Below are 13,955 nucleotides of genomic sequence, written 5' to 3'. Positions count from 1 at the left end.
TGCCGACGGGTTGGGACGTGACCAGGTTGGGACAGGTTGAAAAACACTCAATGACCGCGCCGGACGAGCTGCTGCGGCTGGACCGGGCGCACGTCTGGCACCCCTACGGCCCGATGCCCGGCCGCTCCGAGCCCTTCGTGGTCTCGGAGGCGGCCGGCGCGGTGCTCACGCTCGCGGACGGCCGTCAGCTGATCGACGGCATGTCCAGCTGGTGGTCCGCGATCCACGGCTACCGGCACCCGGCGCTGGACGAGGCGGTCCGCGACCAGCTCGGCCGGATGAGCCACGTGATGTTCGGCGGGCTCACCCACGAGCCCGCGGTCACGCTGGCCCGCACGCTGGTGGAGATCACGCCGGACGGTCTGGAGCACGTGTTCCTGTGCGACTCCGGTTCGGTCAGCGTCGAGGTCGCGTTCAAGATGGCGCTGCAGTACCAGCGCGGCGCCGGACGGCCGGAGCGGCGGCGGCTCGCGACCTGGCGCGGCGGCTACCACGGCGACACGTGGAACCCGATGAGCGTGACCGATCCGGACGGCGGGATGCACGCGCTCTGGACCGGCGCGCTGCCCCGGCAGGTGTTCGCGCCGCCACCGCCGGGTGATTTCCGCTCGCCGGTCGACGACTCCTATGCGGACGCGCTCGTGCGGATGGTCTCCTCGCACGCGCATGAGCTGGCCGCCGTGATCGTCGAGCCGGTGGTGCAGGGCGCGGGCGGCATGCGCTTCCACAACCCCGGCTATCTCCGGATTTTGCGGGAGATCACGGCACAGCACGGAATTCTGCTGATTTTTGACGAGATCGCCACCGGGTTCGGGCGTACCGGCGAGTTCTTCGCGGCCGATCACGCGGGCGTCACGCCGGACGTGATGTGCGTGGGCAAGGCGCTGACCGGTGGTTACCTGACGCTGGCGGCCGCGCTGTGCACGACCGAGGTGGCGCGCGTCGTCTCGGACGGTGAGGGCGGCGGCCTGGCGCACGGGCCGACGTTCATGGGCAACCCGCTGGCCTGCGCGGTCGCGAACGCCTCCATCGCGCTGCTGCGCGGCCAGGACTGGTCAGGGGTTGTGTCGGGGCTGGAAAAGGGCCTTCGGGCGGTTCTGGAGCCGCTCAGCGGGTTTGCGGGCGTTCGTGACGTGCGGGTGCTGGGCGGGATCGGCGTGGTGCAGCTGGATCACCCGGTCGACATGCGCGCGGCGACGGACGCGGCGGCGTCCGAGGGCGTGTGGCTGCGCCCGTTCCGCGACCTGATCTACACGATGCCGCCGTACATCACGACGGACGCGCAACTGGTCCGCATCGGACGCGGCATCGCCGCCGCGGCCGCCGCCGGCTGACCGGGCGCCTGCCCGGTCCTCCCCGAGACGTCGACGCTCGTCTGCTTCACAGAAAGTCAAGACCCCCGATCGGGGGTACGACGGCAGAGTTGCCTGTCGGGTATCGGACCAAAAGCTGATTTAGCGGTAGGAACACGACGTGGCCGCCACGCGGCGGCCCGAGAGAGGGGCGTGCCCGATGGAGAGCTTCGGGGCCCGGCTGAACCGGATGACGGCCGCGCGCGGCCCGCTGTGCGTGGGAATTGATCCGCACGCGACTCTGCTGGAGCGATGGGGGCTGACCAACGACATCGAGGGTCTGACGCGGTTCAGCGAGACCGTCGTGGAGGCCCTCGGGGACCGGGTCGCGGTGTTCAAGCCGCAATCGGCCTTTTACGAACAATTCGGATCTAAGGGACTGGCCGTCCTGGAGTCAATTATCCGACAGTTACGGGAGGCCGGATCGCTTGTCCTGCTGGACGTGAAGCGGGGCGACATCGGCTCGACCGTCGCCGCGTACGCGACCGCGTACCTCGATCCATCCAGCCCGCTGTATGTCGACGCGATCACCGCCAGCCCGTTCCTCGGCGTCGGATCGCTGGCTCCGATGTTCGAGCTCGCGACGAAGAATGGCGGCGGCGTTTTTGTTCTCGCGCTCACGTCGAATCCGGAAGGCCGTTCCGTTCAGCACGCGGTCGCCGCGGACGGCCGGACCGTCGCGCAAACCGTGATTGACGAGATTTCGCAGGTCAACGCGGGTGTGGCGCCGATCGGAAGCATGGGTCTCGTCGTGGGCGCCACGGTGGGTGACACCGGACATGATCTTTCTCGGGTGAACGGTCCGCTGCTCGCGCCGGGTCTCGGGGCCCAGGGTGGTACCGCTCGGGACCTACGCACCGTGTTCGGCTCCGCGATCGGCTCGGTGCTTCCGACCTACTCCCGTGAAGTTCTCGGAAAGGGTCCGGAAATTGCCGGGCTGAGGGCCGCCGCGGACCGCGCGCTGGACGACGTCAGGGCGGCATTGTCCGCCGCAAGCTGAGTAATTGCCTAGTCACGCTTAGTCGATCATGGTGTGCCCACGTTGCCGAAAGCCGCTCTGACCGCTAGTTTTCCCGGCGCTGGGAACCACATGCCCCTTTGGTTCCTGGTCACACCACGTTTCACAGAGCGCCGGCAGTGGATGCCGGCGCGTAAGGGACCTGAGGAGAACTGGTGCCGCTCCCGTCACTGAGCCCCGAACAGCGTGCAGCCGCGCTGGAGAAGGCCGCTGAGATCCGCAAGGCTCGTGCCCAGCTCAAGGAGGAGCTCAAGCAGGGTAAGACGACCCTCGCCTCTGTGCTCGACCGTGCTGAGGGCGACGACGTCGTCGGCAAGCTGAAGGTTTCGGCCGTCCTCCAGGCGCTGCCGGGCATCGGCAAGATCCGGGCCACCCAGATCATGGAGAAGCTCAAGATCGCCGAGAGCCGTCGCCTTCGTGGCCTCGGCGAGCAGCAGCGCAAGGCTCTGCTCGCGGAGTTCGCGACCAACTGAACCTCGTCAGAGGTTCGACCCTGACCCTCGTGAGGTGATGAGCCTCCCGAGGGTCGGTCCAAGGACGGAAAACCGCCCCGTGCGGGGCTGCTGGACTCCGGGAATCCGGGGTTCGCTGCAGGCCCGCACGGGGCACCGTGTAGGAATTAGCTTGTGAGCATGAGTGACGACGCCCGCCCGCCAGCACGGCTCACCGTCCTCTCCGGCCCGTCAGGGGTCGGCAAGGACAGCGTGATCGAGCTGATCCGCCTGCGTTCGCCGTGGATCTGGCTGTCCGTTTCGGCCACGACCCGGCGGATGCGTGACTACGAGGTCGAGGGCGAGCACTACTTCTTCGTCGACCGGTCCGAGTTCGAGCGCCTGCGCGCCGGCGACCAGTTGCTGGAGTGGGCCGAGTTCGCCGGCAACCTCTACGGCACGCCCCGCGGCCCGGTCGAGGCCCGGCTGCACGAGGGGGCGCCCGTGCTGCTGAAGATCGACCTTCAGGGCGCCCGGCAGGTCAAGGCCGCGATGCCCGAGGCGCAGCTGGTCTTCCTGGCCCCGCCCTCGGTCGAGGAGCTGCGACGCCGCCTGATCGGCCGCGGCACCGACGACGAGGAGACCATCCGCCGCCGTCTGGCGCACGCGGACGAGGAGCTGGCCGCGCAGTCGCTGTTCGACCACACCATCGTCAACGACTACGTCGAGCGTGCCGCTGACGAGCTGGTAGGGTTGCTCAGTTCGCCGTTATTGACACCGGCGCAGCCGCAGCCTCAAACTTGATCGTTTGTCTCTCGAAGTAGGGGTTTGAACGCATCGTGGGAATCATCGCTGACCCGCAAGGCATCACCAGCCCGCCCATCGACGAGCTGCTGGAGAAGACCACCTCCAAGTACGCGCTCGTGATCTTCGCCGCGAAGCGTGCCCGTCAGGTCAACGCGTACTACAGCCAGCTCGGCGAGGGCCTGCTGGAATACGTCGGCCCGCTGGTCGAGACCACGCCGCAGGAGAAGCCGCTCTCCATCGCCATGCGCGAGATCAACTCCGGCCTGCTCACGGCCGAGCCGACCGACGCGCCGTAGTTCTCCATGAGCCCGCAGGTCGTCCTCGGCGTCGGGGGCGGAATCGCCGCCTACAAGGCGTGTGAGCTCCTGCGGCTGCTCACCGAGTCCGGTCACCGGGTCCGGGTGGTGCCCACCGCCGCCGCGCTGCGGTTCGTGGGCGCCCCGACCTGGGCCGCACTCTCCGGCCAGCCCGTCGCCGACGAGGTCTGGGACGGCGTTCACGAGGTCCCGCACGTGCGGATCGGCAAGTCCGCCGACCTCGTCGTGGTCGCGCCCGCCACCGCCGACCTGCTGGCGCGGGCCGCGCACGGGCTGGCCGACGATCTGCTGACGAACACGCTGCTCACCGCACGCTGTCCGGTGATCTTCGCCCCGGCCATGCACACCGAGATGTGGGAGCACCCGGCCACGGTGGCGAACGTGGCGTTGCTGCGCTCCCGTGGGAATCTCGTCATCGAGCCCGCGTCCGGCCGGCTCACCGGGGCGGACACCGGCAAGGGCCGGCTGCCCGATCCGGCCGCGATCTTCGCGTTCGCCCGGCGGGTGCTCGCGCGCGGCGTACCCACGAATGATCTTGATGGTCGTCATGTCGTCGTCACCGCCGGTGGCACGCGGGAACCGCTCGATCCGGTGCGATTCCTCGGAAACCGGTCGTCCGGCAAGCAGGGCTACGCGTTCGCCACCGCGGCCGCGGCCCGGGGTGCACGGGTGACTCTCGTCTCAGCGAACGTGGCGCTGCCCGACCCGGCCGGCGCCGACGTGATCCGCGTGGGCACCACCGAAGAGCTGCGCAAGGCCGTCGTCGACGCCGCCGACGGCGCGGACGTGGTGGTCATGGCCGCCGCGCCCGCCGACTTCCGGCCCGCCGCCGTGGCCGACCAGAAGATCAAGAAATCGGACGACGGGGCGGCACCCGTCATCGAGCTCCGCACCAATCCGGACATCGCGGCCGAACTCGGCGCGCGCAAAAGGCCGGGTCAGGTGCTGGTCGCGTTCGCCGCGGAGACGCACGACGCGATCGAGAACGCACGCGGCAAACTCGTCCGCAAACGTGCGGACCTGATCGTCGTCAACGAGGTCGGCGTGGACAAGGTCTTCGGCGCCGACTCGAACGCAGCTACGGTTTTAGCAGCTGACGGCACCACGACAGAGTTCGGCGAGCGGCCCAAGGAAGATCTGGCGGACGCTGTGCTCGATCTGGTACTCAGGCAGCTAAGCTCGACCACCGCCTAGGGTTTTCCTTACTACCCCATGGATTCGGTAGACATCTAGGCTGCATTCGGAATTTTCATTCGACTTACCTTGAGGAGCACCGTGGCACGCCGTCTGTTCACCTCCGAATCGGTCACGGAGGGCCACCCAGACAAGATCGCTGACCAGATCAGCGACGGCATTCTGGACGCGCTGCTCGCGCAGGACCCGGCCAGCCGGGTCGCCGTGGAGACGCTCATCACCACCGGCCAGGTTCACGTCGCCGGCGAGGTGACCACGAAGGCGTATGCCGACATCCCCACGATCGTCCGCGAGACGATCCTCGGCATCGGCTACGACTCCTCGAAGAAGGGCTTCGACGGCGCGTCCTGCGGCGTCAGCATCTCGATCGGCGCGCAGTCCCCGGACATCGCGCAGGGCGTCGACACCGCCATCGAGGCCCGCGAGGGCGAGTCCGACCACCTGCTCGACTCGCAGGGCGCCGGCGACCAGGGCATGATGTTCGGCTTCGCCTGCTCGGAGACGCCCGAGCTGATGCCGCTGCCGATCGCGCTGGCCCACCGCCTGGCCCGTCGCCTGTCCCAGGTCCGCAAGGACGGCACCGTGCCGTACCTGCGTCCCGACGGCAAGACCCAGGTCACCATCGAGTACGACGGCCTGCGCCCGGTGCGCCTCGACACCGTCGTGGTCTCCACCCAGCACGCCGCGGACATCTCGCTGGAGTCGCTGCTCACGCCGGACATCCGCGAGCACGTCATCGCGCCGGAGCTCGAGGGCCTCGGCATCGAGACCGAGGGCTACCGCCTGCTGGTGAACCCGACCGGCCGCTTCGAGATCGGCGGCCCGATGGGCGACGCCGGCCTCACCGGTCGCAAGATCATCGTCGACACCTACGGCGGCTACGCCCGCCACGGCGGCGGCGCGTTCTCCGGCAAGGACCCGTCGAAGGTCGACCGCTCCGCCGCGTACGCCACCCGCTGGGTCGCGAAGAACGTCGTCGCCGCGGGCCTGGCCGAGCGCTGCGAGGTCCAGGTCGCCTACGCCATCGGCAAGGCGCACCCGGTCAGCCTGTTCGTCGAGACGTTCGGCACCGAGAACGTGCCGGTCGAGCGCATCGAGAAGGCCATCAACGAGGTCTTCGACCTCCGCCCGGCCGCGATCGTCCGCGACCTCGACCTGAAGCGCCCGATCTACCAGCAGACCGCCGCCTACGGCCACTTCGGCCGCGAGCTGCCGGACCTGCGCTGGGAGTCCACCGACCGCGCCGCCGACCTGAAGTCGGCCGCGGGCGCCTGATCCCGTCTGCGAAGGGCCCGGCAAGCGTGCTTGCCGGGCCCTTTCCATGCGTACGCCAACCGCGGACCGCTAGCGTGACGGCCGTGGATCTGTTCGACCTGACCGGGACGGCCGCCGTCGTCACCGGCTCCAGCCGCGGCATCGGCCTCGCCATTGCCCGCGCCCTGCTCTCGCACGGCGCCCGCGTCCTGATCAACGGATACGACGCGGACGAGACCGAGCGGACGTTCCAGACCCTGCGCGAGCGGTACCCGGACGACCGGGTGGCCCGCCTGCCCGGCGACATCGCCGACCAGCACGTCGCCGGTGATCTCATCACACACGCGCTCGCCGCGTTCGGGCAGCTCGACCATGTGGTCTGCAACGCGGGCATCGACATCATCAAACCCGCGGTCGACTACACCGCCGACGAGTGGGACCGGGTCCTCGCGGTCAACCTGCGCGGCGCCTTCCTGCCCGCCCAGGCCGCGGCCCGGCACTGGATCGCGCAGGGCGGTGCCGGGTCGGTCACCATGACCTCGTCCATCGCGGGGAGCATCGGCATTCCCACGCTCGCGCCGTACGCGGCCAGCAAGGGCGGCATCAACCAACTCGCGCGGACGCTGGCCGCCGAGTGGGCCCCGCACCGGATCCGGGTGAACGCCGTCGCACCCGGCTACGTCGCCAACATCATGGACAGCGTCACCGCCCACGACAACCCCGCCTCCGACCTGCGGATCAACACCTTCACTCCGCTCGGTCGCCGTGCCACCGTCGACGAGATCGCGGCCCCCTACGTCTTCCTGGCCACTCCCGCCGCCTCCTACGTCACCGGCTCGGTCCTGGCCGTCGACGGCGGCTACACCGCAACCTGAGCACCCCTCACACCCGGGCCCGCGCGTCGCCGGCGGCCCCGATCACCACCCAACGCCGTAAACGCGGCCCTCACCGGTGATCGGGGCCGCCCCACGCCGTTGCCGAGCGTTCAGCGCCGGTTTGGCCCGGCCGGCGACGTGCCGGGCGGGAAACGAGTCGAAGTAGGCGCCCCGGCCTGGCTCCCGGCCTCAGCCCGTCTGCCGAACGCTCGTCGCCCGACATTTCGGTAAATAGCCACCGGCAGCCGCTGATCGTCGTGCTCGGCGCGGGCCGATCTCGCCGGCGCGTAGCCGGTGACCTGGTCGCGGCATGGCCGACCGCGCCTCTCCCGCACCCCGAGGAACGCGTCCAATATCCGGGACTCAAGATCCTTACGGCTCTGGTGGCCCTTTCCCGGGCCGCACGAAACCCAGCCACCCGCGGGAATGGGGCTCAGCGCAGCTGAAAGGTGTTCGATCCTGCCCCGAAGCCGGAGCGCTCCCGCCGGAGGCAAGAACCGGCACCAGACCACCCAACGCAACCAATAGACCGAAATTTCGGGCGCGGCAGCGCCCGTGGATTGCCGAGCTTCCGGTGTAAGGACGAGGCCGCCGCGATCGCGATGGCAACTATTTCATGAAATTTCGGGCACGGAGTGCCCGCTACTGCCTTCGGCGTCAGACCAAGGCTGGCCCAGTTGCCTGGGCGACTGTTTCCCAAAATTTCGGGCACAGCGTGCCCGCTCGATCGAAAGGCTCCGGACCCCGAACCGGCCTCGGTAGCCGAGGCGAGCGGAATCCTCGCATCGAAGTCTCAGCTATCGGGGTGGGCCTGGCCCCCATGCTGAAGTCTCAGTTATCGGGGTGGGCCCGGATCCCCGGGCTGAGGTCTTAGCTATCGGGGCGGGCCCGGATCCCCGGGCTGAAGTCTCAGCTATCGGGGCGGGCCATCGGGGACGGCGCGATGCGGCAGAGCACGCGGTAGAGGAAGTGGATCTGCGGCCTGGCCCCCGTGCTGAAGTCTCGGTTATCGGGGTGGGCCTGGCCCCCGTGCTGAAGCCTCAGCTATCGACACGGGCCTGGACCCCCGCGCCGAAGCCATCGACACGAGCCCAGCCCTCGCACCCCAAAACCCCATAAACCGACATCCGCGCCACCCCCTACGCGTCGCGGACCTCCAGGGTCTTGAGGGCGGCGGTGAAGTCCTCCGCGCCGTGGCCGAGCACGACCGTCTCCTCGATGAGGCGGTGCATGGTGTCGGTCATCGGGATGCCGGCGCCGGCCGTCCGGGCCGCGTCGGAGACCAGGCGGATGTTCTTCAGGACGTCTGCGGTGCCGGCCTGGAGGGAGAAGTCGCGTGCGACCAGCTTCGCGGACTTCACCCGGGAGATGCCGCTGGCCATCTGGCTGTTGTCCACGACGGAGCGCAGCGTCTCCAGGTCGAGGCCGTGGCGTGCGGCGAAGTGGAACGACTCGATCAGGCCGGTCACGCTGCTGAGCATGAAGATGTTGGTGGCCAGCTTCATGGTGAGCGCGCCGGGCACCGGGCCGCAGGCGAACGTCTCGCGGCACATCGGCGCCAGCAGTGGGCGCACCGTCTCGACCGCGGCCGGGTCGCCGGCCAGCATGGCGATGAGCTCGCCCTTCTCCGCGGGGACGCGGGAGCCGGAGACCGGCGCCTCCACGTAGGCCCCGCCGCCGGCGTGCACGGCGGCCTCCAGCCGCAGTGAGTCCTCCGGCGCGATGGTGCCCATGTGCACGACGGTGCGGCCGGTGAGTGCGGCGCCGTCGAGCACCTCGTCCGCGGCCGCGGCGTGGGCCAGCATCAGGATGATCACCTCGGCCTCGGCGAAGACCTCGCCGATCGTGGACGCCACCCGCGCGCCGGCCTCGCGCAGCGGCGCGGTGCGCGACACCGTCCGGTTCCACACGACGAGGTCGGCGCCGGCGCGGGCCAGGTTGAGCGCCATGGGCTGGCCGATCGTGCCGAGGCCGATGAAACCAAGGGTTGTCACAGTTGTTCCTCCGGAACCGTCGAAGATGCCCTCAAGACGTCGCGCGACCGGCCGGGTTCGACGTCTATGGCTCACCCCACAAAAATGCAGAACGGGTGGCCGGCGGGGTCCGCATAGACCCGCAGCGGCTCGTCGGGGTCGTCGAGGCGCTCCAGCAGCAGCGTGGCGCCGAGGCCGAGCACGCGCTCGTGCTGGGCGTGCAGCTCCTCGGTGCTGTCGACGGACAGGTCCAGGTGCAGCTGCTGCGGGACGTCGTGACTGCGCGGCCAGGTGGGGCGCGCCAGCTCGGGCACGTGCTGGAACGCGATCTTCGGCGGGCCGCCGGGCTCGCACAGCACCAGCCAGTCGCGGCCGAGCGGGTCGTCGGCGCCGGGCGGGGGCGGCGCGTCGCCGGCGCGATAGTCGAGCGCGAGCAGCTCACGGTAGAACTCGGCGAGGCCGCGCGGATCGGTCGTGTCGAGCACCACCTGGCGCATCTTCGGGACGGTCATGCGGTCCATCCTGACCGAAAACGCCGCCGCCCGTGCGGGGCGGCGGCGCGATCGGTCACGTAGGCCGGCGTCTCTCGATCGGCAGTCGTGAGCGGGTCAGCAGGCCCGCACCGAGCATCGCCACCAGCGGCACAATCAAGATCAACATCAGATTCAGCCATGGTACGGCGAGCGGGTACAGGGTCGGGACGGGCCATTCGACCATCCTGCTCTCGTTCACGGCGGCCAGCGCCGCGAACGCGGACCCGATGCCGGCCGCCACGCCGAGCAGTGACCCGAGCCCGGCGATCACGCCGGACTGACTGAGCGACAGCCACCGGCGCACGCCGGGCGCGGCGCCGATCGCGGCCAGCGTGGTCAGGTCCGCCCGGCCGTCGGCCGCGGCCAGGCCGGTCGCTATCCCGGCCGCACCCAGCGTGATCAGCGCGGACGCGGCGGCCAGGATGAACAGGACCACGTCGTAGCTGCTGTCCGGGCCGGTCTCCACGAACGGGTTCCCGAGCCCGGCCTCGGCCAGGTTCGCGGAGAGCCGGTCGATGGTGGTGATCTCGGGCGTGGCCGGGGTGTGCACGACCAGGCCGCTCGCGGCGATGTTCAGCCCGGCCTGCCGGGCCAGCGCGGGGGAGACCAGGCCGAGGGTGGCGTACCGGCCGGTCTCCAGCAGGTAGCCGGGCGCGGTCATCGTCCGCACGTCGGGCTCGGTGGTCTCGCCGGGACCGGTGCTTTCGCCGCTCGCGGTGCTCCCGGTCTCTCCGGTGCTCCCGGTCTGTCCGGTGGTCTCGCCGCTCCCGGACGGCTGCGGGGCGGCGACGGAGACGTCGAGCGTGACCACGCCGTTGTCGATGAGGAACGGGTCGGTGACGACCACGCCGCCACGGTCCAGCACGGCCACGGCGCGGGCCAGGTCGTCGCCGGACGCGCCGGTCAGCGCGACCAGCGTGTCCCGGTTGCCGACCACGGACATGAACGGCGCGTACGCGTACCCCTGGGTGATGTGTTCCTTGGCGCATCGAGGGTCGGCCAGGAGCGCGTCGATCTCCTTCCGGGAGGTCGGCGGGTTGTCCGTGCCGGGGCAGAGCTGCGCGGGCGGGCGGCGCGGATAGATGCCGCAGCGTCCCGGGTCGGGCCTGTCCGGACAGACCGCCTCCGAGATCTCCGTCATGGTGGCGCCCGGGAACGTGGTGGCGAGCGCGGCCCGCGCCCGGTCCGGCGTCGCCGCGCTGTAGGAGTCGCCGCCGAGGTCGTAGCCGATGCTGACGTACCCGGCCGGCAACGAGGGGGTGTAGCTCTCCCGCTGCTGGGTGGTGACGCTGGCGAAGTAGACGCCGATCGCGACCGTGCCGGCGACCGCGGCCATCACGGCGGAGATCGCGGGCGCGGACGAGGACCGGTTGCGCGCGGTGTCGCGCAGCGCGATGCGGGGTGCCGGGGGCAGTACGCCGCCGGCCCGCGCGATCAGCCCGACCAGCGACGGCGTGCACAGCACCAGGCCGATCTGCGCGACCACCAGGCCGAACATGATCACGTCGGGCCCGATCCGGATCGTGCCCAGCGTCGCGAGCGTGGCGCCGGCCGCGACCAGGATCAGGCCCAGGAACAGCCATCGGCGCTTGGAGCGGACCACGCCGCGGCGGCCGGTCAGCGCGGCCACCACGTTCAGCCGCGCGGACGTGAACGCGGGCACGGCCGCGGCCAGCAGCCCGGTCACCACGGCCAGCAGCACGATGCCGGCCAGCATCGGCGGGTTGAACCGGTAGCCACCGGCCCGCGCGCCGACCAGCATCTCCTCGGCCAGCGGGCGGGCCAGCAGCGCCAGCGGCACGGCCAGCACCAGCCCGATCGCGGCGCCGGCCAGGCCGAGCACCAGACCGTCCGCGAGCACGATGCGCCGCAGGTGGGCGCGCGTGCCGCCGTTCGCGGCGATCAGCGCGAGCGAGCGCTGCCGCCGTCGCGCGCCGACCGCGAACGCGGGGCCGGCCAGCAGCACGATCTCCAGCATGGCCAGGCCGATCACCAGCGGCGCCAGCGACAGGCGGCCGCCGGCGAACGTCTGGTCGTCGTCGAGCCTGATCGGCGTCTCGGACGGGTCGGGCGGGTCGAGCAGCACGGCCCGGGAGGTCACCAGGGCGCCGGACTTGTTGATCTCCTGGACCGCCGCCCAGTCGATCGGCGCCGGCGCGTCGACCAGCCACTCCGCCGCGGTGCCGGCCGGTTCCGCCGTGGCGTCGCGGGGCAGCGTGCCGGGCGCGAAGACCAGCGACTGACCCAGCTCGGCCGGGAACTCGACGGTGCCGACCACGGTCCACGACCGGCTGCCGTCCCGGGTGCGGATGGTGTCGCCCACCCGCTCGCGCGCGGCCTCGGTCATGGCCACCTCGCCGGGCGCGGCGGGCGCCCGGCCGTCCAGCAGCACGGCCCGGCCCCGGTAGATCGGGTCGGCGAGGTCCATCTCGTACGCGGACATGTAGGCCAGGCCCTCGGTCGCGGTCCGGACCTGCAAGCCGCTGGTGTGGACCGGCACCACCCGGCTGCCCTCGGGCGCCACGGACAGCGCCACGGCCTCGGTCATCGGCTCCGCCCAGGCGAACTCCTCGCTCGGCTTCAAGGCGGCCGGCTCCCAGCGGACGCCGTCGGCATCCTGGAGGACCGGCTCGCCCAGGATCGGGCGGATGGACGCGTCGGCGGTGCCGAGCTGCCGGGTGACGGTCTCGGCCGGCGTGAGCGTGAACATGTCGTACGACGCGGCCGCGTACCCGAGTGCGACCACCGGCAACGCGATCATGGCGATGACCAGGGCGGACCGGCCCTTGGCGCGGCGCATCTCGCGGCGGGAGATCCGCAGCGCGGTCAGCCAGGACCTCATGACGTGCGCTCCAGCAGGTCGTCGGCGGAACCGAGCGGGCCGGACGAGTCGATGATGACGCCGTCGCGCAGGAAGATCACCCGGTCCGCCCAGCCCGCGTGCCGGGCCTCGTGCGTGACCAGCAGCCCGGCCGCGCCCGCGTCGACCCGCTCGCGCAGCACGCGCAGCACGGCCTCGCCGGTCTGCGAGTCCAGCGCGCCGGTCGGCTCGTCCGCCAGCACCAGCCGGCGCTCGCCGACCAGCGCACGGGCGATCGCGACGCGCTGCTGCTGCCCGCCGGACATCTCGTCCGGGAAGCGGTGTGCCAGGTCGGCCAGGTCCACCTCGGTGAGCGCGGCCAGTGCGGCACGGCGGGCGGCGCGGATGCTCTTGCCGTCCAGCTCCAGCGGGAGCGCCACGTTCTCCGCCGCGGTGAGGCTGGGGAGCAGGTTGAAGTCCTGGAAGACGTACCCGATGGTGCGGCGGCGCACGGCGGAGAGCCGGCGGTGGCTCAGCGTGCCGAGTGACGCGCCCTCGACCAGCACCTCGCCGCCGGTGGGACGGTCCAGGCCGCCGGCCAGGTTGAGCAGCGTCGACTTGCCGGACCCGGACGGTCCCATGATCGCGACCAGCTCGCCCGGACGCACGGTCAGCGTCACGCCGCGCAGCGCCTGCACCGCGTTCGCGCCGTCGCCGTGGGTGCGGTGGACATCGCGGAGCTCCAGCACGTCCGTCATCTGCGCGCCTCTTTACGTACCGGGTGGGGCTCCGGGGTCTGGGCTTGCTCTGCGGGTCTCGCGGTCCGGGTGCGGCGGAGGATCGTCGCCTCGCAGTGGTCCAGCCAGCGGATCTCCGCCTCGCACTGGAAGATCATCGCGTCCAGCACCAGCAGCCAGGACAGATCGTCCTGTGCCTGTTTGTCCTGGCGGGTCTTGAGCCGCGTGTACTCCTGCAGCGCGCGGACGCCGGCGGTCCGCTGGCTCTGCACGACCGCGGCCACGTCCACGCCGGGCGTGGTCATCGCGAGCGCGAGCTTGATGGCCAGCTCGTCGCGCGGACGGTCGGTGCGCTCGATCGGCGTGGCGAACCAGCGGGCCAGCTCGGCCCGCCCGGTGCCGGTGATCTCGTAGGGTCGCTGGCCCCCGTCGTTCTCCGGGAGCGGAAGCACGAACTCGTCGCGTTCGAGCCGGGACAGCGTGGTGTAGACCTGCCCGATGTTCAGCGACCAGGTGCCGCCCACGCTCTCCTCGAACGCGGCGCGTAACTGGTAGCCGTACATCGGACCGCGCTCCAGGAGCGCGAGCAGGCCGTGGCGAATGGACATACCTACGGAGTATGCATACCGAGTATGTGCCGCGCAAGAAGCCAGGTCAGGGCGTT

Annotated in this window: 13 protein-coding genes; 8 read left to right on the top strand and 5 right to left on the bottom strand. The window is 70.9% G+C overall.

The annotated features are described in order from the left end of the window. The first annotated feature begins 50 nt into the window (after window positions 1-50). From OP04_RS22465 to OP04_RS22430, 8 genes are all read left to right on the top strand, one after another. A complete protein-coding gene (locus OP04_RS22465; RefSeq protein ID WP_033341760.1) occupies window positions 51-1,334 on the top strand; it encodes an adenosylmethionine--8-amino-7-oxononanoate transaminase in 1,284 nt (427 codons plus the stop codon). Window positions 1,335-1,512: 178 nt separating this feature from the next. Next, window positions 1,513-2,352 (top strand): orotidine-5'-phosphate decarboxylase, encoded by an 840-nt coding sequence (gene pyrF / locus OP04_RS22460; protein ID WP_033341927.1) that lies wholly within the window; start codon window positions 1,513-1,515, stop codon window positions 2,350-2,352. Between the two features lie 173 nt (window positions 2,353-2,525). Beyond that, window positions 2,526-2,843, top strand: coding sequence for an integration host factor, actinobacterial type (gene mihF, locus OP04_RS22455; RefSeq protein ID WP_033341759.1), 318 nt, complete (start codon window positions 2,526-2,528; stop codon window positions 2,841-2,843). A gap of 159 nt (window positions 2,844-3,002) precedes the next feature. Further along, a complete protein-coding gene (gene gmk, locus OP04_RS22450) occupies window positions 3,003-3,605 on the top strand; it encodes a guanylate kinase (protein ID WP_033341758.1) in 603 nt (200 codons plus the stop codon). A gap of 35 nt (window positions 3,606-3,640) precedes the next feature. Continuing rightward, window positions 3,641-3,904, top strand: coding sequence for a DNA-directed RNA polymerase subunit omega (gene rpoZ, locus OP04_RS22445; RefSeq protein ID WP_033341757.1), 264 nt, complete (start codon window positions 3,641-3,643; stop codon window positions 3,902-3,904). A gap of 6 nt (window positions 3,905-3,910) precedes the next feature. Then, a complete protein-coding gene (gene coaBC / locus OP04_RS22440) occupies window positions 3,911-5,119 on the top strand; it encodes a bifunctional phosphopantothenoylcysteine decarboxylase/phosphopantothenate--cysteine ligase CoaBC (RefSeq protein ID WP_033341756.1) in 1,209 nt (402 codons plus the stop codon). An 81-nt stretch (window positions 5,120-5,200) separates the two neighbouring features. Further along, on the top strand, window positions 5,201-6,394 hold the full coding sequence (gene metK / locus OP04_RS22435) for a methionine adenosyltransferase (protein ID WP_033341755.1): 1,194 nt from the start codon (window positions 5,201-5,203) through the stop codon (window positions 6,392-6,394). An 83-nt stretch (window positions 6,395-6,477) separates the two neighbouring features. Beyond that, the gene (locus OP04_RS22430; RefSeq protein WP_033341926.1) at window positions 6,478-7,248 is read left to right on the top strand and encodes an SDR family NAD(P)-dependent oxidoreductase; all 771 of its coding nucleotides are present in this window, start codon (window positions 6,478-6,480) and stop codon (window positions 7,246-7,248) included. Between the two features lie 1,139 nt (window positions 7,249-8,387). Here OP04_RS22430 and OP04_RS22425 read toward each other — a convergent pair. From OP04_RS22425 to OP04_RS22405, 5 genes are all read right to left on the bottom strand, one after another. Continuing rightward, window positions 8,388-9,242, bottom strand: coding sequence for an NAD(P)-dependent oxidoreductase (locus OP04_RS22425; protein ID WP_033341754.1), 855 nt, complete (start codon window positions 9,240-9,242; stop codon window positions 8,388-8,390). Between the two features lie 71 nt (window positions 9,243-9,313). After that, entirely contained in the window at window positions 9,314-9,733 is a 420-nt protein-coding gene (locus tag OP04_RS22420) for a VOC family protein (RefSeq protein ID WP_051798662.1), read from the bottom strand. A gap of 55 nt (window positions 9,734-9,788) precedes the next feature. Next, window positions 9,789-12,596: an FtsX-like permease family protein gene (locus tag OP04_RS22415; protein WP_033341752.1), complete on the bottom strand. Its 2,808-nt coding sequence runs from the start codon at window positions 12,594-12,596 to the stop codon at window positions 9,789-9,791. Beyond that, window positions 12,593-13,312: an ABC transporter ATP-binding protein gene (locus OP04_RS22410; protein WP_033341751.1), complete on the bottom strand. Its 720-nt coding sequence runs from the start codon at window positions 13,310-13,312 to the stop codon at window positions 12,593-12,595. The genes OP04_RS22415 and OP04_RS22410 overlap by 4 nt, the downstream gene beginning before the upstream one ends. Continuing rightward, window positions 13,309-13,899 carry a PadR family transcriptional regulator gene (locus OP04_RS22405; RefSeq protein WP_033341750.1) on the bottom strand — a complete coding sequence of 197 codons (591 nt, stop codon included), beginning with the start codon at window positions 13,897-13,899 and terminating at the stop codon, window positions 13,309-13,311. The genes OP04_RS22410 and OP04_RS22405 overlap by 4 nt, the downstream gene beginning before the upstream one ends. Window positions 13,900-13,955: the final 56 nt, after the last annotated feature.

It is taken from the genome of Catenuloplanes japonicus (assembly GCF_000717135.1).
In the GTDB taxonomy this organism is placed as follows: Bacteria; Actinomycetota; Actinomycetes; order Mycobacteriales; family Micromonosporaceae; genus Catenuloplanes; species Catenuloplanes japonicus.
This window is presented reverse-complemented; position numbering and strand designations above follow the sequence as displayed.